Origin of the sequence: Paenibacillus sp., from assembly GCF_031177825.1 — a bacterium.
Taxonomy (GTDB): Bacteria; Bacillota; Bacilli; order Paenibacillales; family YIM-B00363; genus Paenibacillus_AE.
The window spans coordinates 15,156-31,867 of sequence record NZ_JAPSKE010000014.1; the positions used below are offsets into that span (position 1 = coordinate 15,156).

The 16,712-nt window shown below is 57.5% G+C and carries 22 protein-coding genes; all 22 read right to left on the minus strand.

What is annotated here, in order from left to right; genetic code table 11:
• Positions 1-19 precede the first annotated feature (19 nt).
• Entirely contained in the window at positions 20-805 is a 786-nt protein-coding gene (fliR, locus tag RIN49_RS16575; RefSeq protein ID WP_309121275.1) for a flagellar biosynthetic protein FliR, read from the minus strand.
• Positions 806-811: 6 nt separating this feature from the next.
• On the minus strand, positions 812-1,081 hold the full coding sequence (gene fliQ / locus RIN49_RS16580) for a flagellar biosynthesis protein FliQ (protein ID WP_309121276.1): 270 nt from the start codon (positions 1,079-1,081) through the stop codon (positions 812-814).
• Positions 1,082-1,099: 18 nt separating this feature from the next.
• Entirely contained in the window at positions 1,100-1,873 is a 774-nt protein-coding gene (gene fliP / locus RIN49_RS16585) for a flagellar type III secretion system pore protein FliP (RefSeq protein WP_309121277.1), read from the minus strand.
• On the minus strand, positions 1,870-2,430 hold the full coding sequence (locus RIN49_RS16590) for a flagellar biosynthetic protein FliO (protein WP_309121278.1): 561 nt from the start codon (positions 2,428-2,430) through the stop codon (positions 1,870-1,872). Before RIN49_RS16590 ends, fliP begins: the two co-directional genes overlap by 4 nt.
• A gap of 4 nt (positions 2,431-2,434) precedes the next feature.
• Positions 2,435-2,797 carry a response regulator gene (locus RIN49_RS16595; RefSeq protein ID WP_138196657.1) on the minus strand — a complete coding sequence of 121 codons (363 nt, stop codon included), beginning with the start codon at positions 2,795-2,797 and terminating at the stop codon, positions 2,435-2,437.
• Between the two features lie 75 nt (positions 2,798-2,872).
• Positions 2,873-4,150, minus strand: a complete 1,278-nt coding sequence (fliY, locus tag RIN49_RS16600; protein ID WP_309121279.1) for a flagellar motor switch phosphatase FliY — start codon at positions 4,148-4,150, stop codon at positions 2,873-2,875.
• Positions 4,140-5,138, minus strand: coding sequence for a flagellar motor switch protein FliM (fliM, locus tag RIN49_RS16605; protein ID WP_309121280.1), 999 nt, complete (start codon positions 5,136-5,138; stop codon positions 4,140-4,142). The genes fliY and fliM overlap by 11 nt, the downstream gene beginning before the upstream one ends.
• 69 nt (positions 5,139-5,207) lie before the next feature.
• Positions 5,208-5,675 carry a flagellar basal body-associated FliL family protein gene (locus tag RIN49_RS16610; RefSeq protein ID WP_309121396.1) on the minus strand — a complete coding sequence of 156 codons (468 nt, stop codon included), beginning with the start codon at positions 5,673-5,675 and terminating at the stop codon, positions 5,208-5,210.
• Between the two features lie 9 nt (positions 5,676-5,684).
• Positions 5,685-5,906, minus strand: coding sequence for a flagellar FlbD family protein (locus RIN49_RS16615; RefSeq protein WP_309121281.1), 222 nt, complete (start codon positions 5,904-5,906; stop codon positions 5,685-5,687).
• Between the two features lie 85 nt (positions 5,907-5,991).
• Complete coding sequence (gene flgG / locus RIN49_RS16620) at positions 5,992-6,813, minus strand: flagellar basal body rod protein FlgG (RefSeq protein WP_309121282.1); 822 nt, start codon at positions 6,811-6,813, stop codon at positions 5,992-5,994.
• Between the two features lie 84 nt (positions 6,814-6,897).
• Positions 6,898-7,281, minus strand: coding sequence for a TIGR02530 family flagellar biosynthesis protein (locus RIN49_RS16625; RefSeq protein WP_309121283.1), 384 nt, complete (start codon positions 7,279-7,281; stop codon positions 6,898-6,900).
• Complete coding sequence (locus tag RIN49_RS16630; RefSeq protein ID WP_309121284.1) at positions 7,278-7,721, minus strand: flagellar hook capping FlgD N-terminal domain-containing protein; 444 nt, start codon at positions 7,719-7,721, stop codon at positions 7,278-7,280. Before RIN49_RS16630 ends, RIN49_RS16625 begins: the two co-directional genes overlap by 4 nt.
• 15 nt (positions 7,722-7,736) lie before the next feature.
• On the minus strand, positions 7,737-9,047 hold the full coding sequence (locus RIN49_RS16635) for a flagellar hook-length control protein FliK (RefSeq protein WP_309121285.1): 1,311 nt from the start codon (positions 9,045-9,047) through the stop codon (positions 7,737-7,739).
• Positions 9,048-9,097: 50 nt separating this feature from the next.
• Positions 9,098-9,997, minus strand: coding sequence for a hypothetical protein (locus RIN49_RS16640; protein WP_375295261.1), 900 nt, complete (start codon positions 9,995-9,997; stop codon positions 9,098-9,100).
• 31 nt (positions 9,998-10,028) lie between these two features.
• Positions 10,029-10,469 (minus strand): flagellar export protein FliJ, encoded by a 441-nt coding sequence (gene fliJ / locus RIN49_RS16645; RefSeq protein ID WP_309121286.1) that lies wholly within the window; start codon positions 10,467-10,469, stop codon positions 10,029-10,031.
• A 9-nt stretch (positions 10,470-10,478) separates the two neighbouring features.
• Positions 10,479-11,813: a flagellar protein export ATPase FliI gene (fliI, locus tag RIN49_RS16650; RefSeq protein ID WP_309121287.1), complete on the minus strand. Its 1,335-nt coding sequence runs from the start codon at positions 11,811-11,813 to the stop codon at positions 10,479-10,481.
• On the minus strand, positions 11,810-12,637 hold the full coding sequence (gene fliH / locus RIN49_RS16655) for a flagellar assembly protein FliH (protein WP_309121398.1): 828 nt from the start codon (positions 12,635-12,637) through the stop codon (positions 11,810-11,812). The genes fliI and fliH overlap by 4 nt, the downstream gene beginning before the upstream one ends.
• 1 nt (position 12,638) lies before the next feature.
• Positions 12,639-13,658 (minus strand): flagellar motor switch protein FliG, encoded by a 1,020-nt coding sequence (gene fliG, locus RIN49_RS16660; RefSeq protein WP_309121288.1) that lies wholly within the window; start codon positions 13,656-13,658, stop codon positions 12,639-12,641.
• Positions 13,659-13,670: 12 nt separating this feature from the next.
• Positions 13,671-15,257: a flagellar basal-body MS-ring/collar protein FliF gene (fliF, locus tag RIN49_RS16665; protein WP_309121289.1), complete on the minus strand. Its 1,587-nt coding sequence runs from the start codon at positions 15,255-15,257 to the stop codon at positions 13,671-13,673.
• A 39-nt stretch (positions 15,258-15,296) separates the two neighbouring features.
• Positions 15,297-15,611, minus strand: coding sequence for a flagellar hook-basal body complex protein FliE (gene fliE, locus RIN49_RS16670; RefSeq protein ID WP_309121290.1), 315 nt, complete (start codon positions 15,609-15,611; stop codon positions 15,297-15,299).
• A gap of 55 nt (positions 15,612-15,666) precedes the next feature.
• Positions 15,667-16,116 carry a flagellar basal body rod protein FlgC gene (gene flgC, locus RIN49_RS16675; protein WP_309121291.1) on the minus strand — a complete coding sequence of 150 codons (450 nt, stop codon included), beginning with the start codon at positions 16,114-16,116 and terminating at the stop codon, positions 15,667-15,669.
• Positions 16,116-16,523 carry a flagellar basal body rod protein FlgB gene (gene flgB / locus RIN49_RS16680; protein WP_309121292.1) on the minus strand — a complete coding sequence of 136 codons (408 nt, stop codon included), beginning with the start codon at positions 16,521-16,523 and terminating at the stop codon, positions 16,116-16,118. The genes flgC and flgB overlap by 1 nt, the downstream gene beginning before the upstream one ends.
• Between the last annotated feature and the right edge of the window lie 189 nt (positions 16,524-16,712).

Here is a 16,712-nt window from a genome sequence, read left to right on the forward strand (position 1 = left end):
AAACCTCCTTGCGGCTTGCTTAGACGGATCGCAGCGTTCGCATCATTTCGAACATGTTGTCGAACAACGTCGCGAACAGCGTTTGGAACAGGGCCAGAAAGCCGGGAACCAGCAGCAGCGTAATGCCGAGACCGACCAAAATCTTCAGCGGCATCCCGACGACGAATACGTTGAATTGCGGAGCCGTCTTCGCCAAAATGCCGAGCGCGACATCCACTAAAAACATCGAGGCAACGATCGGCGCCGCCATCTGGAACGCCAGCGTGAAGGCGGTCGATACGCTTCTCGTGAGCATCTCCGTCGGCGGACCGTCGGCCAAAGCCGCGAAAAACGAGTTATTCAACGGAATCGTTTGGTAGCTGTCCATGATGCCGAGCAGCAAATAATGATGTCCGTTCAGCGTCAAAAACAATAGCATTGCAACCATATATTTAAAGCTGCCGAACACAGGAGTTTGCGCCCCGGTCATCGGGTCGATGACGTTGGCGATGCCGAAGCCCATCTGCATGTCGATGAACGATCCGGCAATTTGGACAACGGTAAAAAACAAATAGGCAACGAAGCCCAGAAGCACGCCGATCAGCGTTTCCCGAATGACGAAGTACGCGTACTCGGCGTCGATCGGAATCGCGCGGTCCGTGCCGGACGTAAAAAATACCAGTAACGAAACGAACACCGATATGCCGATACGAAATTGTGGCGGTACATTATTTTGAGTCGCGAACACCGGCGCCGTAATAAAGAAACCGGTCATTCGGCAAAATATAAGCAATAAATTCGGGTAATAAGCTAATACGAGTTCCATGTCCGGTTACCCGATAAAATTGTGCAGATTATCCAGCAAGTGGAATGTAAAATCGACCAGCTTGGACAAAATCCACGGACCGAAAAACAAGATCGCCACAAGCACGACGACGATCTTCGGAACGAATGCAAGCGTTTGTTCTTGAATTTGCGTCGTCGCTTGGAATACGCTGATCGCGAGACCGACGACGAGCGCCAATATTAACATCGGTCCGCTGGCCATTAATGTCGTATAGATCGCTTCGCCGGCGATGCGGATGACCGTATCGGATCTCACGCGCGTCCCCTCCGTTCGTCAGGTATTGAAGCTTAAGAGCAGCGACTTCACGACCAAATACCACCCGTCGACCAAGACGAACAGCAAAATCTTGAACGGCAGCGAAATCATGACCGGGGGCAGCATCATCATCCCCATCGCCATCAGCGTACTGGCAACGACCATATCGATGACGAGAAACGGGATAAAAATCATAAAGCCCATCTGGAACGCGGTCTTCAACTCGCTGATCGCGAAGGCCGGAACGAGCGCGGTAAGCGGAATATCCTCGTACGAAGTAGGACGCGGCATGTTTCCGTAATCCAAAAACAGCAGCAGATCCTTCTCTCGCGTCTGGCTAGACATAAACTTCTTCAGCGGCACGGCCGCTTCGTTCAGCGCTTCGACCTGCGTCAGTTCCCCTGCCAAATACGGTTTCAGGGCGGTTTCGTTAATTTCGCCGATCGTCGGCGCCATAACGAACAAGCTGAGAAACAGCGCCAATCCGATCAACACCTGGTTCGGCGGCATCTGGTTCGTGGCCAGCGACGTTCGTACGAACCCGAGCACGATGACGATCCGCGTAAAGCTGGTCATCATGACGAGGATGGCCGGCGCCAAGCTGAGCACCGTCAGCATCAGCACGATACTTAATGTGGAAGAGACGTCCTGAGGCTCGTCCGACGTACCGATCGACAGGTCGATGCCCGGAATCGGAGACTCGGCGGCGAGCGCGGCCTCCGGAACGGCGAACGGAGAGACGCCGAGCAGCGCGACGCCGAGCACCAACGCCGACAGCAGCTTTCGTATCATCGGTCCTCTTCCTCCATCCATTCCTTCATCGCGTCTTTCCTCGCGGAGACGCCCTTCAGCTTCTGGGAAAGCAAATCTTTGAACGCTTCGTTCGATTGCCACTCCGGCTGTTCCGGGGCGGCTCGTCGACGACTGCGCCACCCTTGAACGATCCCCGCCAGGGCGGCGACGGCGGTTCCCGCAACGGGAGTCGGTCTCGCCTCGAGAGATGCGAGGAACGCCTCGACCCGATCCGGGTCGTCGATCTTATCGAGCAGCGTAATGTCGTCGCCGACGCCCACGATATAGACGGCATCGCCGATCTCGACCACTTGCATCGACTTGTTTTGCCCGAGGGGAACGCCGGCATGCACCTGGAGCGAGCGGTCCCCCGACCAACGTTTATTCCTTGCGGCCAGAAACCGGATCAATACGACGATCAGTCCGATGACGACGGCAAGGACGACGATGACTTGAAAGAAGTTGCCGTAGAAATCACCTGTGGTAAACCCCTCCGGCGACGTCCCAGGCGGCGCGTCGAGCGAATTGCCGAGCGTATTGATCAAGGTTCCGTACATGGAATCAGCCCAACGTCTTCTTGATCGCTTCGATGACGCGATCGGCTTGGAACGGCTTTACGATGAAGTCCTTCGCGCCCGCTTGGATCGCGTCGATAACCATCGCCTGCTGGCCCATGGCGGAGCACATGATGACTTTCGCGCTAGGGTCGAGTTTCTTGATTTCTTTCAACGCGGTAATGCCGTCCATTTCGGGCATCGTAATATCCATCGTGATCAAATCCGGATTCGTCTCTTTGAATTTTTCGATCGCCTGCGCGCCGTCGCTGGCTTCCCCTACGACCTCGTACCCGTTTTTGGATAAGATGTCCTTGATCATCATGCGCATGAATGCTGCGTCGTCCACTACTAAAATACGGTTCGCCATTCGATACAAATCCTTTCGATCGTTAGTTTGTTTATTTGAAAGTACGAAGTCATACGAATTGCCGTCTACCGGATCTTACTGAAGCTTCTGGATTCGATCCCAAGGGCTGACGATATCCGTTACCCGCACGCCGAAGTTTTCGTCGATAACGACGACTTCCCCCTTGGCGATCAGCTTGTTATTGACCAAGATGTCGACCGGCTCGCCGGCCAGCTTATCGAGCTCGACGATCGAGCCTTGGGACAGCTCGAGAATGTCTTTGATTTGCTTCTGCGTCCTACCTAATTCAACAGTAACCTTAAGGGGGATGTCCAGAAGCAAATTCAGGTTGGAATTTTCCGTATTCGGAGCCCCGAATCCGGACAAGTCCGAAAACTGCGCCGCCTGCACGTTCCGATTCGGAGGCGGCGGCGCGTAGCCATGCTGCGGCATCGGCGGGGCTCCATGGGCCGGCGCTCCGTACGGCGGCGCATAGGGCGGCGCATACGGCGGTTGTTGATGCCCGGGCGGCGGATATCCTCCATAGTTCGGCGCGGCCGGCGGCTCGCCGTATTGCGGCGGCTGAGACGCAGGGGCCGGGGGCGGAACCGGAGCGGGCGCGGGCGCCGGCGTTGCGGCTTTCGGCGCAGGCGCGGGCTCGCTCGAGGCGCCGCCCATCAGAATGGATACCATGTCCTTCGCGAACCAGACCGGGAGCAGCTGCATAATGTTGGAATCGATCAAGTCGCCGATCGTCAGACGGAACGACACTTGGATGAACGCCTCTTCCGTCAGCAGCTGGTCGCCCTCCCCTTCCGCGAAGTCGAGCACGTCGATGCCCGGCGGGGAGATGTTGACGAACCGGTTGAAGATCGTCGACATCGACGTCGCGGAGGAGCCCATCATTTGGTTCATGGCTTCCTGAACGGCGCTGACGTGAATTTCGTTCAGCTCCGTCTCGACCGGGTGCCCCGTCCCCCCGAGCATCAGGTCCGCGATCACTTGAGCGTCGCGCGTCTTGATCACGAGCAAGTTAATGCCGTGGAAGCCGTCGACGTAGTTGACGTGGACCGCGACATGCGGGCTCGGGAACGTCCCGGATACTTCCTCTTTGCCGATGACGGACACCTTCGGCGTCGTAATATCCACCTTGCGACCCAGCAGCGTGGATAACGCCGTCGCAGCGCTGCCGAACGTAATGTTGCCGATCTCGCCGAGCGCGTCCTGTTCGATCGGCGTCAAGTAATCGTCGATCGACAGCATCGAGCCGGAAGCGGAGCCGGCCGCGAACGCGTCCAGGTCGTCGTTCGAGTCCGACGAAGCGCGGAGCAGCGCGTCGATCTCCTCTTGCGATAAATAATCTTTATTCGTCATGCTCTTCTACTCCTTCGGTCACATAGTCCGTGATTTGAACGGCTAGCTTGCCTTTGACCGTACCCGGGGTGCCGGTAAATTTCGAACGGTCGCCAATTTTAATATCGAGAGGTTCGTCCACGGATTTCGACAACGCGATGACGTCGCCGGTCGTCAAACTTAAAAACTCCCGAATCGTAATCGTCGAGGAGCCCAGCTCGGCGATAATCGGTAACGACGCCCGATGGAGCCTCTCTTGCAGCACTTCCATTTCTTCCGGCGCCCGCGTCTTCTTCGGAGAAAAGAACAGGTTATTCACGGATAGTCTCGGCATGATCGGCTCGAGCACGACATGCGGGATACAAAGGTTGATCATCCCCGTCGTATCTCCGATCTTCGTGCTTAAGCTAATCAGCGCGATCGTTTCGTTCGGGGAGACGATCTGCATGAATTGCGGATTCGTCTCTAGCGCCTCCAGTCTCGGATTGATCTCGATGACCGTCTTCCAAGCTTCTTGAAGGCTGTCGAACGCTTTGCTGAAAATCCGCTCCATGACGATCGTTTCGATTTCCGTCAGGTTCGTGATTTTCGAAGGCGACGTCCCGGTTCCGCCTAACAGACGGTCAAGCATCGCGTATGCGACGTTCGGATGCACCTCGAGCACCATGCGGCCCTCGAGCGGTTCGGCTTCGAAGATGTTCAAGATCGTCATCTTCGGGATGGAACGGATGAACTCGTCGTACGGGAGCTGTTCCACTTGAACGACGTTGATCTGCACGAACGTTCGCAGCTGCGCCGAGAAGTACGTCGTCAGGAAGCGGGCGAAGTTTTCGTGGATCCGCGTAAGGCTTCGGATGTGGTCCTTCGAAAACCGGACGGCGCGCTTGAAGTCGTAGGAGCGGACTTTCTTCTGGGTTTCTTCTTTTTTTAGCTCTTCGGCGTCCATTTCGCCCGAAGACAACGCGGCAAGTAACGCGTCTATCTCGTTCTGCGAAAGTACGTCCACCATGGGGGTCACCCTCTTTTTTGCGCAAAATCAAGTCGACAAGCTCACATTCCCTGTATTGCGTATAACGTCTTATTGCTCGGTAACGATAAATTTCGTGACGTACACATGTCTTACTTTTCCTTCGTGAAGTAGTTCGTTCGTCTTGTTGAGCAACGCGGAGCTGATCGCGTCGATGCCGGCGCTGCCTTGCACTTCGTTCGGCGCCATATCCGTCAGCGTCGTGTTGATGACATCCTTCATCTTATAGCTCAGGAGCTCGAATTCGTGCTTCGCTTCCGGGCTGTCCATCTCGAACGTGAAGCTCGCGCTCACGAAATAGGCGGGATCGGAAAGATTGGTGATGACGTCGTCGATGGCGAACGTCATCTCCGCCAGCTTTTCGGCGCTGACGTGTTCGGTTTCCGTTTGTTCCGCTTGCTCTCTCGCGGCCGCTCTCGGATCCGACGGAGACGATTCCTTGAAGCTGTTCCAAAGCACGAAGGCCGCTCCGACGATGAGCGTGACGGCCAGCAGGATCACGATGATCCAAGGCAACATTTTTTTCACTTACGACCCCTCCGATTGCTGTAACTCGACGGTTGTACGGACGAGCCCGATCCCCGAGAAATAGGCTTGAACGAGCGCGACCAGCTCCGTCGTTTTTTCCGTGACCACTAATTTTTTGCCTGTCGTCAGCGTAATGATCGTATCCGGAGTTTCTTCCACCGTCTCTATGAGTAGAGCGTTCACGGTCACGCGCGTTCCGTTCAAGCGGGTCACGGTGATCATAAACCATTCCTCCTTCGCGCCCGTCCGTCGACCGGAAGGAAATGTCCTCCCGGTCCGGATCGGATTCCTTAGCCGTTAACCGTTATTAACGCTTCAGATTGACGACTTCTTGCAGCACTTCGTCCGACGTCGTGATGATGCGCGAGTTCGCTTGGAAGCCGCGCTGCGCGACGATCATTTCTGAAAATTCGTTCGTCAGATCTACGTTCGACATCTCGAGCTGACCGGAGATGACCGCGCCCGTGCCGACTTCCGGATCGTTCGCGACGCTTATTTCGAACTCGCCTTCCGGATTCGCGTTCGCGTTCATGCGATACATGTTGCCGCCGATCTTCTCGAGCGCCGCCGGGTTCGCGACCTTCACGACGCCGACTTGAAATTCCGTCGGTTCGCTCGTGCCGTCCGCGCCGATCGCGATGATCGTACCGTCTTGCGCGATCGTGAACGCGGTCACTTCTTCGTCGAGAACGATGTTGCCGCCGCCTGCCGTCTGTACGAAGTAACCGTCGGCGGTTACGAGTTGGCGAGCGCCGTCGAGCGTGAAGTTGCCCGCTCGCGTTAAGTACGGGACATCCTGATCTTCGCCCGTCGTTACGGCGAAAAATCCGTCGCCGTCGATCCGCAGGTCCGTCACGACGTTCGTCGTCATCGCGCTGCCGGGCGTATGAACCGTATCGATCGAGCCGAGCGTGACGCCAAGGCCGACTTGCTTCGCGTTCACGCCGCCTCGTACGCCTTCCTCCGGCGCCGTGATTCCGGAGATCGTCTGGCTAAGGATATCTTTGAACATGACGCGGCCGGATTTGAAGCCTACCGTGTTGACGTTCGCGATGTTGTTGCCGATGACGTCGAGCTTCGTTTGGAACCCGCGCATGCCGGAAATCCCTGAATATAGCGATCGTAACATGGAATAGCCTCCGCTTTATTTGATAAGTATGTCGTTACGCTTCATTCGGTCCGCGTAACCGGTGGGCCTCCGTTAGGTCCAGCCCTACTTCACTAAGATGGTGCTGTCGATTTGCGTAAAGACGTGATCGTTCATGGATGCGCCGTCCATCGCCGTAACGACGGTCCGGTTTTTCACGTTGACGATGAACGCCAAATCCTGAAATAATACGAGCGAATCCTTCGCGCCCTTGGACGCCGCCTTGTCGATCGCCCCTCCGAGCCGATGCAGCTGCTCCGGTTCGAGACGGATGCCGCGCTGCGCCAACCGTTGCTCCGCATGATGACTGAACTTCACGATGTGGCCGTCGAGCACGTCCTGGAATGCCGGCCCGTTCGACGATGCCGCCGGTTTCGCCGGCCCTTGCTTCGGCGCTACGAAGCCTACGCGATTCGGAAACATCTGTCCTATCGTCTGACGGTCGCTCATGGCGTCGCTTCCTCCGTCACCGTCCGCATGCCGACGATGTCGCTTACGGCGATCTGCTTGCCGCCGATTTCCGCGTATTGCGCGCCTTCCTTAATGACGATGCCGTCCACGACCCCTGTGTCCTGTCCGATCGCCTCGCCGTTCTCGTCGTACGTCAGCCACGTCACCTCACGACCGATCATGCCGGATGCGATGCCGAGCGATTGACGCAGATCCTGAATTTCTTTCGTCATGTTCATCATTTGTTCCAAGGAGGAAAATTGCGCCATCTGCGCGATAAACTCTCGGTCCTGCATCGGCGCTGCCGGGTCCTGGTTTCGGAGCTGCGTGATCAAAATTTTCAAAAATTGATCCTTGCCCATCACGTTACCGTTTTGCCCGTTCGTCGCCGTCGTCGCGTTCACTTTCGAATAATTAGGCCATTGCACCGCGCCTGCCATAGGTTCACCTCCCGATTACGCCTGGGCCCGGAACGAGCTTCCGTAATTGCCCCGTTCAACCGCATCCGCCCCTGCGTTCACCGCGAGCGCTTCCGCCCAATCTTCGGCTTCTTGCTCCTTGTCTCCTCGCTCGCCGCGCGCTCCGTCTCGTTCTGCCGGCTGCCGTTGCTGGCGCCCTTCCTGGAACATGCCGGACTGGAAGCCGCTAGGCTGCTGCTGCGAGACGACCAATCGTTCTATCGTCACGCCTTGGCTTTGCAAGCTGCTGCGAAGCGTTGCCAAATTCGATTCCAACGCTTCCTTCGCCATCGCCGATTCCGTCGTAATCGCCGCGGTCAACTGGCCGTTCGCGATCGACAGCTTGACCTCGACTTGACCGAGATGCTCCGGCATGAGCTTAAGCACCGTCTCCGCCTTCAGGCTGCCGGACGTCGCGGAATGCTTCAGCACCCATTCGTTCAAGCGCTCCGTCGCTTCCGCGAGCGGCATGCGAGGGGCTGCCTCCGTTCCCTTAGCCGCTTCCGCTTGCGTCGCCGCCTTCGCCGCTTCGACTGCATTCGAATGCAACAAGCCGTTCGTCTCGCCGGCCATCGGCTCACCGCCTTTCGCCGCCGTATCGACAGCCGTCGCCGTCGTTGCATTCGTCTCCGCGCCGGTGACGCGAACGAGGACGGTCTTCGCTTGCATCGCGGTGAAGTGCGACCAACGAACGTTCGCGTTCGGCGTCTCCGCCTTCGGCTGCGCCTCCGTCTCGACCGTGCCGTTCGTCTTCGTCAGCAAGTTCGCGATATCGGATTCGACGGCCGAGGTTATGACTTCCTTCGCCTGCTTCGCCGCCGCCGCCAAGAACGGTTGCGTCTCGTTGGATTTCAAAACCTCCAGCAACCGGGCAAATAAAACGGAAAGCGGCTTTCCGTCCTCCTGCGCTTCCATCGGAAGCCCCGCCGCCGGATGACCCGACATCGTCAGCTCCGCGTCCGTCATCGCCATCCATTCCGCGACTTTCGGATCCGCGGCAAGCTTCTGCTGTTGTTCCGCCGAGAGCGAACCGATCCAAGCCGCAAGCTGCTCCAACGCCGCTTCGAGCGACTCCTCGTCGGTCGCGCCTTCGGCCGTCTCCGCCGTTCCGAGCGTCGCGCCGGTCAACAAACCGAACAACGTCGTCTCCTGCGCCATCGCCGGCATCGCGTCGCCGCCGAGCAAGCTCGCTACGAGCGCCGCGAAGGCGGAGCCGTTCGCGGTTTGTTCCATTCCGGCTTGCGCGAGGCCGTTCGGCATCGATTGGGTCGTCATGCCCGCGAATAAAGTCTGTACTCCATTCATCATATGTGTATTCACCTCCTTCCCCGTCTTTGTTCCCACACAGAAGGCAGGACCTATCCAAGACGGGCGGTGATTTGCGCCGTCCGTTCCTTGTCGAGCTCCGCAAGCGAGTTCAAGATCGTCGCCCGAGAAGCCTCTTCCATGCCGCGCAAAATGTTCACGACCTGCGACTGCTCCATCTCTAGCAGGACCTCCGCCGCCCGATCCGGCGTCATCTGCGCGAACGTCCGGCTCAATTCGTCGATCGTAAGCGCCGCGGACGATGCCGTCTGCGTTTCGCCGAGGGCGAGGCGCTCTTGCAGCGCCGCGATCTGCAGATCGCGCACGGCGACCACGTCCTTCATCAGGATCGAGGTTTCGGCCGCGATCGTCGGATCCATTTTCTCAAGGATATCGACTTGCTTCTCTTCCTTCATTTCCTTGAGCACGAGCACCCGCTCGCTGAGCGTCAAGTTTTCCAAGACGGGGGCCGCCTTGCTCGCTTTCATCTCGGCGTATACGTTCGCCAGCTTCTTGATGTTCTCCGCGTACTCCGCCTCGGATGCCGCTTGCCGCGCCTCTTCCTCCTGCTTCGCTTCAAGCTCCGCCTGCAGGTTCGCGATTTGCTGTTCCTTCGACTCGGTCTCCGACCGCAGCGCCGCCATCTCGGCTTCCTTCGCCGACAACGCCGCTTCGATCTTCGCTGCTTCTTCTTCGTTCGTCTCTCCCTCGGTCTCCTGCTCCCCGGCCTCGAACACCGCCGCCCGCAACTCTTCCTCGGTCGGCTTCGGGTCGGGCAGCACGGCCGATACGCCCGGCACTTTGTGGCCGACCCGCAGCAGTTCGTTTACGACGTCATAGCCGAATACCGTGAGCAGTACGCCGGTCAGGAGCAGCGTAAACAAAACCGGAAGCGTATAAAACAGCAGTCGTTCTATGAAGCTGTACGATCGCTCCTCTTCCATGTCCGCCACGCGTCTCCCCCCTTTCCTCTATGCAGCGTCCTTATCGGGCGAATCGGCTACGCAGCGCGGCCATCTCGTCCAGCTCGTATTGCGAGCGGCGTTCGACCTCGGCGCGATGGACGGCGAACGCCCGATCCTTCATATTGAGCCACACCTTCTCGTCAAGCGAACGGTCCGTCAGCTTCTCCCGCAGCTCGTTCACCGCCTTCTCGGCGGCGAGCAGCGCCCGCTTGCTCGCGCGGATTCGCTCTTCGAGATGATCGACGTACTGCTGTCCCGCGATCATGTCGGCCATCGGCCGCCCCTTCGTCGCATCGTCGGCCAGCTTCTCCTGATATCTGTACTTCGACAGCATCAGGTCGGACAGCTCCCGCTCGGCTTGGGTCATGGCACCGACCGCTTGCGATAGAAGCGATTCCGCTTGCTTCTTCTCGTTCGTCTTGACGTCCAGCACTTTCTGGAAAGCATATACGAACTTCATACGTTCTCATCAACCTCCGGAAAACTGGCGAATTAACGCCTGCTGCGCATCGAACAGCGTCGACTTCTCGTCGGTTCCTTGTCTCGTAAAGCCCCAGATGTCTTTGATCGAATCGATCGCCATGTCGATGTCGGGGTTCGATCCGGCTTTATACGCGCCGATATTGATCAAATCTTCCGCGTCGCGGTAGACGGACAAGAGCTCCTTCATTCGATTCGCGGATGCGATCTGCTCCTTCGGCGCGATCTCGTTCATGACGCGGGAGACGCTCGCGAGCACGTCGATCGCCGGGAAGTGGCCGCGGTTCGCCAGCTTGCGGTCCAGAACGATATGCCCGTCCAAGATGCCTCGGACCGCGTCGGCGATCGGCTCGTTCATATCGTCGCCGTCGACCAGCACCGTATAAAACGCCGTGATCGACCCCTTCGGTCCGGTGCCCGCACGCTCCAGCAGCTTCGGCAAGCTCGCGAACACGGAAGGCGTATACCCTCTCGTCGCCGGCGGTTCGCCGACCGCAAGGCCGACCTCGCGCAGCGCCATCGCGTAACGCGTGACGGAGTCCATCATCATCATAACGTTCAGCCCCCGGTCGCGGAAGTATTCCGCGATCGCCGTCGTGATCAGCGCCCCCTTCATCCGGATGAGCGCGGGCTGATCGGAGGTGGCCACCACGACGACAGACCGGGCAAGCCCTTCCGGTCCGAGGTCGCGTTCGATGAAGTCCAGCACCTCGCGCCCGCGTTCGCCGATCAGCCCGATCACGTTCACGTCCGCCGACGTGTTGCGGGCGATCATGCCGAGCAGCGTCGACTTGCCGACGCCCGAGCCGGCGAAGATCCCGACCCGCTGCCCCTTCCCGATCGTCAGCAGTCCGTCGATACAGCGTACGCCGACCGATAACGGGTCCAATACGCGGGGCCGCTTCAACGGACTGATCGGCACGTTGTTGGCGGACACCTCCGGCATCCGGATCGGCAGCGAGGAGCCGTCGAGCGGAACGCCGAGACCGTCGAGCACTTTGCCGAGCAGCTCGTGACCGGCTTTCACCGAAAGCGGCTTGCCGGTGCCGACGACGTCGCAGCCCGGTCCGATCGAATGCAGATCGCCGAGCGGCATCAAGATGACCTTGTTGTTCCGAAAGCCTACGACCTCCGCCTTCAACGGCGTCGCGCCTTTGCCCGGATGGATCAAACAGACGTCGCCAAGCTTCACGTCCGGCCCCTCCGACTCGACCGTAAGACCGATGACTTGCGTCACCTTGCCGTTGATCCGGACGGGGTCGACGGGACGGAGGCTGTCTAAGTATCTATCGATGTCGAGCCGCTTCGTCGCTGTTTCGTTCAAGGCGCACCCGCTCCCTCGTCAGATTCCGAAGCGACTTCCATAAGCGCCGCCTTCAGCTCGGACAATTGCGTATCGATCCGAGCGTCGATGCTTCCGAAGCTTGTACGTACGACGCAGCCTCCCTCGTCGACGGTCGCGTCCGGAACGATCGTTAAATCCGCTTCCGAGTCGACGGCGAGCAGCAGCTCCGCCCTAGCGTCCTGCATCTTCGCGAATTGGGATGGAGCGACGCACAATGTAATTAGCCCCTTCTCCCGACGTCGTTCCAGCGTTCGCTTGACCTGCGCTTTCGTCCATTCGGTGTCGACGGCCAGATGTTCGCCGATGATTTTCTTCGCCACCGCGGTCGCGAGCTCCACCAAGAACGGCTCCGCTTCCGAGATGACGCGCTCCTTCACGTGATGCGCCTCTTCGACCAGCTGTCGCGCCTCGCGAAGCAGCGACTCGTACTTCTCCGCCGTTTCGTCTTCGGCTTGCCTCAGTCCTTCGCGGTATCCCGTTTCGTACCCGGATTGGCGGCTCTCCTCCACGACGCGCAAGTCTTCCATACGCCGTTCGTCCCACCACCGCTCGATCTGCGAATTCGCTTCGTTCATGAGCCGGTTCGCCTCGTCGGAAGCGCCTTGCAGCAGCTCCTCGGCCGCCGTCTTCGCGTCTTCGATCAGCTGCTCGGCGACCGCCTCCGACTGCTTGCGCCGTTCGGAGGCGTACGCTTGCTCCGGGTCGAAGGACTCGCTTTCGGCCTCCGGGGCAGGCGGTTGATAGATGAAAGCTTCCAGCTTTCGGATTTCTTCCAGGGAAATATACCGATTCGACTTAATCACGTTAGACAATGATATCGTCTCCTCCGCCGCGCGCGATGATAATTTCTCCGGCTTCTTCCAGACGACGTACCGTCGCTACGATGCGAGTTTGCGCTTCCTCGACGTCGCGCAGACGGACGGGGCCCATAAATTCCATCTCTTCCTTGAACGAATCGGCCATGCGCTTCGACATGTTCCGGAAGATCGCTTCGCGCACTTCCTCGCTCGCCACTTTGAGGGCAAGCTGCAAATCGGCGTTCTCGATGTCGCGAATGATACGTTGAATCGAACGATTGTCGAGATTGACGATATCTTCGAAGACGAACATTCGTTTCTTGATTTCTTCGGCCAGCTCGGGATCTTGGATCTCGAGCGAATCGAGAATCGTGCGTTCCGTACCGCGGTCGACGCCGTTCAAAATTTGAACGATCGCTTCGATGCCGCCGGCGGACGTGTAATCCTGCGTTACCGTAGCCGACAGCTTCTGCTCGAGCACGCGCTCGACTTGCGAGATGACCTCCGGCGACGTGCTGTCCATGAGCGCGATTCGCTTCGCGACGTCCGCTTGCTTCTCTTGCGGCAGCGACGATAGGATGATCGCCGCTTGTTCCGCATGCAAATACGAGAGGACGAGCGCGATCGTCTGCGCGTTCTCGTTCTGTATGAAGTTCAAAATTTGACCGGCATCCGCTTTCCGAGCGAAGTCGAAAGGACGAACTTGAAGCGTAGCCGTCAAGCGGTTGATAATGTCCATCGCCTTGCCGGCGCCGAGCGCCTTCTCCAAAATTTCCTTCGCGTAGTTGATGCCGCCTTGCGTAAGGAACTCTTGCGCGACCGCGATCTGATGGAATTCCGCCATGATCGCGTCCTTCTCGACCGGATCGACTTTGCGGACGTTGGCGATTTCCAGCGTCAGCTGCTCGATCTCTTCGTCGCGCAGATGCTTAAATACTTGCGCGGATACCTCGGGGCCTAGCGTAATGAGCAGAATCGCCGCTTTCTGCCGGCCCGTGAGCATTTGTTGCATCTGACCCTTCGCCATTCGGTTCCACCTCTATTCATCCGCCAGCCAGGTGCGAAGGAGATTCGTAAATTCTTCGGGCTTGCGCTTCGCGAGCTGTTCCAGCTGCTTGCGTATTTGACTGTCGTTGCCGACCTGTTCGATATCGAGTACGACCTCCGGCTGGCTCGCCGCCGCCGCGGCCGCCTCCAGCTCCGCTTGCGCGATCGCCTCCGCCTGCGCCTTCCGTCGACGGACGAGGAAGAAACCGCCGCCTGCGAGGAGCGCCATGACCGCCGCGCCCGCGATCGCGTACAGCAACGTCTGATTGTCGTTCGCCGCCGTCGTCGCGGCCGAACCGCCGAACGATCGCGAAATGACCGAAACCTTAGAGGACAATTGTTCGTCCGTAAGGGTGACGCCGGTATTCGCGAGAGATGTGCCTACGATGTTCTTAAGGAGCGCCTCGACTTGGGCGACCGTCTCCGGATCGTTGTCCGCATTGATGCCGACGGAGATGCTTAAGTCTTGCACGACGTACGGACTCTTCACGATTTCGTTGGTAATGCGGTTCACTTCGAAATTTTCCGTAATGTCGCTTTTTTCGGATTCCAAATTGCCTTGCGACGTCGTACCCGGGTAACCCGGCACATCCGTCTCGCCCGTGCCCGTCGTTCCGCCGGTTTCGCCGCCGGTGCTGTTGACCGTCTCTTCGATGGCGTTTCGGGAAATAATAATGCCCGTGCCGTCTTCTTGGTTTACCGGAGTAACAAGGTTCTCTTGACTTTTCCGTTGGTCGAAATTCAGGGTCGAGAAGACGCTCACGATGACGTCCTCTTGGCCGAGCAGCGGCGCCAAGAAGCTCATGACGTTGCGCTGCAGATCGAGCTCGAATTGCTTCTTAAACCGCATCTGCTGTTCGAGCTGCCCCGCCGAAGCGCCGGCGCCCGCGCCGAGCTTGGAGGACGGAAGCAATTCGCCGTTCTGGTCGGAAATCGTAATGTTGTCGAGCGTCAAATTCGGCACGCTCTTCGCCACGAGATTGTAGATCGTATCGATCTTCGCTTGGTCCGGCGGGAAGCCGGGGGTGAAGTTGACGACGACCGAAGCGGTGGATTGCTGGCCCGCGCCGTCCGGGTTTAAAAATACGCTTTGCTTCGGGGAATTGATCAACACCTCGGAGCTGGAGACGCCGCTGATTTGGTTGATCAACCGCTGGATCTCGCCGGATCTCGCGTCCGCGTTCAGAACGTCGAACTGCGAATCCGTCATGCTCCAGCTGTTCATGTTCTCTCTGAAAATCTCGTAGCCGATCGATCCGTTCGTCACGAGTCCTTGCGAAGCCACGTCGATCTTGACGGACGACACGTCGGTGCTCGGGACGCCGATCGTACGCCCGTCAAGACTCAGTTTGTAGGGGATTCCGGAAGATTCCAGGTAACCTTTCACATTGGCGGCATCCGTCGGATTCAAATCGGTGAATGCGACGGAATACTCCGTTTTGGAAAATTGAAACACAAGCAGTGCGATCGTCGCGACGCTGAGAACGAAAGCGCCGATAAACATGAATCGTTGCTTGTTACTATATTGACCCCAGAACCGTAGAATGGCTTCTCGGTACCGGACGAGCGTTTCGTTCACTTTTTCACCTCATTACCAGGGCTCAGTCGTTGTCGATGATTACAGCTGCGTTCTCATGATTTCTTGGTAAGCCTCGATCACTTTGTTGCGCACTTGAACGGTAAGCTGCAACCCGAGCTGCGCCTTTTCCGAGGCGATCATCAGGGTATGCACGTCGGAGATTTGACCCGTGACGAATTGTTCGTTCAACACCTTCACTTGCTTCTCTTGGCTATCCACCGCTTGTAATGCATTTCCTAAAACATCGCCGAACGATTCTGTGACCTTCGTCACATCGCCGATCTTCGCTGCGCCGGTACCGCCGTTGCTTGCGATGCCGGAGATCGACAATGGTTTCACGCCCGATACTTCCATCGGTTTCTCTCCCTCGTATCCTCTAATATCATCTAATTAAGTAAACACTTACCGATTATCTTCCGATTTCGAGCGCCTTCGTAATGAACGACTTGGATGCGTTCAACGCGGTCACGTTCGCTTCGTACGAACGCGTGGCGGAAATCATATCCACCATCTCCTTCAGCACGTCGACGTTCGGCATCAAAACGAAGCCGCTCTCGTCGGCATCCGGGTGCGTAGGATTATACACTTGCTTGTACGGTGCGGGATCGTCGTAAATGCGGGTCACCTTCACGCCTTCTCCCGTATTTTCGCGCATTTTACCGTTCAGGACATCGGCGAACGAAGCCTGTCCTTTCGGTTCCATAACTACAAGTTTACGAGAATACGGAACCCATTTGCCATCTACAAATTTTCCCCTCGTTGTTTCGGCGTTGGCAATATTGGAAGCGATGACGTCCATGCGCAAGCGTTGGGCCGTCAATGCCGAAGAACTGATATCAAAGCCGTTCGTAAGTCGCATTATCTAGCCTCCAATGCCGTCTTCGCCAATTTGATTTCATGAGAAACCTGCTGCACTAAAGTGTTATAGCGGAGTTGGTTTTTCGCCATTGCCGACATCTCCGAATCGATATCGACGTTGTTCAAGTTATTGTTCATGACAGAATTTTCATCAATTGTAATTTTTGACTCAACTTCCTTGCCGCCCCTGCCGATATATATATGGCGGGGGTCCGTACGACGGCCGACGATGCCGCCGGGCGTCCCGTTCATGGATTGTTGAAGCAGCGTTTCGAATTGAACTTCGGAGCGCTTGAAGCGAGGCGTGTCGACATTCGCGATATTGTTCGCGATGACGGCCTGCCGCAGGCTCGAGGCGTCGAGCGTCCGCTCCAACAAGCGGAAGTGGCTTCCGTTTACGTTAAGCACAAGGGTCCCCCTTCCTATACGAAAATGATATAGAATTCCTAAAAAACGCACACTTGATTTAGGTCAGATAATCTTATTCCACAGTCCTTGTTTTTTTTCCTTCTTTATTCGACATTTTTTATCGAAATTTCTGCTCCCTTTGTAGGATCTTGTTGGAATTGCGTCATAAGACGCAAAAAAAGGCCCCGC

Bases quoted from the DNA above. Each gene is read 5' to 3' on its own strand.
- fliE (WP_309121290.1), bottom strand. From the start codon at position 15,611: ATGGAAGTATCGGGCGTGAAACCATTGTCGATCTCCGGCATCGCAAGC.
- fliJ (WP_309121286.1), bottom strand. From the start codon at position 10,469: ATGAAGTTCGTATATGCTTTCCAGAAAGTGCTGGACGTCAAGACGAAC.
- RIN49_RS16625 (WP_309121283.1), bottom strand. From the start codon at position 7,281: ATGAGCGACCGTCAGACGATAGGACAGATGTTTCCGAATCGCGTAGGC.
- flgG (WP_309121282.1), bottom strand. From the start codon at position 6,813: ATGTTACGATCGCTATATTCAGGGATTTCCGGCATGCGCGGGTTCCAA.
- flgC (WP_309121291.1), bottom strand. From the start codon at position 16,116: ATGCGACTTACGAACGGCTTTGATATCAGTTCTTCGGCATTGACGGCC.
- RIN49_RS16595 (WP_138196657.1), bottom strand. From the start codon at position 2,797: ATGGCGAACCGTATTTTAGTAGTGGACGACGCAGCATTCATGCGCATG.
- fliR (WP_309121275.1), bottom strand. From the start codon at position 805: ATGGAACTCGTATTAGCTTATTACCCGAATTTATTGCTTATATTTTGC.
- fliM (WP_309121280.1), bottom strand. From the start codon at position 5,138: ATGGTGGACGTACTTTCGCAGAACGAGATAGACGCGTTACTTGCCGCG.
- RIN49_RS16590 (WP_309121278.1), bottom strand. From the start codon at position 2,430: ATGTACGGAACCTTGATCAATACGCTCGGCAATTCGCTCGACGCGCCG.
- fliP (WP_309121277.1), bottom strand. From the start codon at position 1,873: ATGATACGAAAGCTGCTGTCGGCGTTGGTGCTCGGCGTCGCGCTGCTC.
- fliG (WP_309121288.1), bottom strand. From the start codon at position 13,658: ATGGCGAAGGGTCAGATGCAACAAATGCTCACGGGCCGGCAGAAAGCG.
- RIN49_RS16610 (WP_309121396.1), bottom strand. From the start codon at position 5,675: ATGTTGCCTTGGATCATCGTGATCCTGCTGGCCGTCACGCTCATCGTC.
- fliY (WP_309121279.1), bottom strand. From the start codon at position 4,150: ATGACGAATAAAGATTATTTATCGCAAGAGGAGATCGACGCGCTGCTC.
- RIN49_RS16630 (WP_309121284.1), bottom strand. From the start codon at position 7,721: ATGGCAGGCGCGGTGCAATGGCCTAATTATTCGAAAGTGAACGCGACG.
- RIN49_RS16635 (WP_309121285.1), bottom strand. From the start codon at position 9,047: ATGATGAATGGAGTACAGACTTTATTCGCGGGCATGACGACCCAATCG.
- RIN49_RS16615 (WP_309121281.1), bottom strand. From the start codon at position 5,906: ATGATCACCGTGACCCGCTTGAACGGAACGCGCGTGACCGTGAACGCT.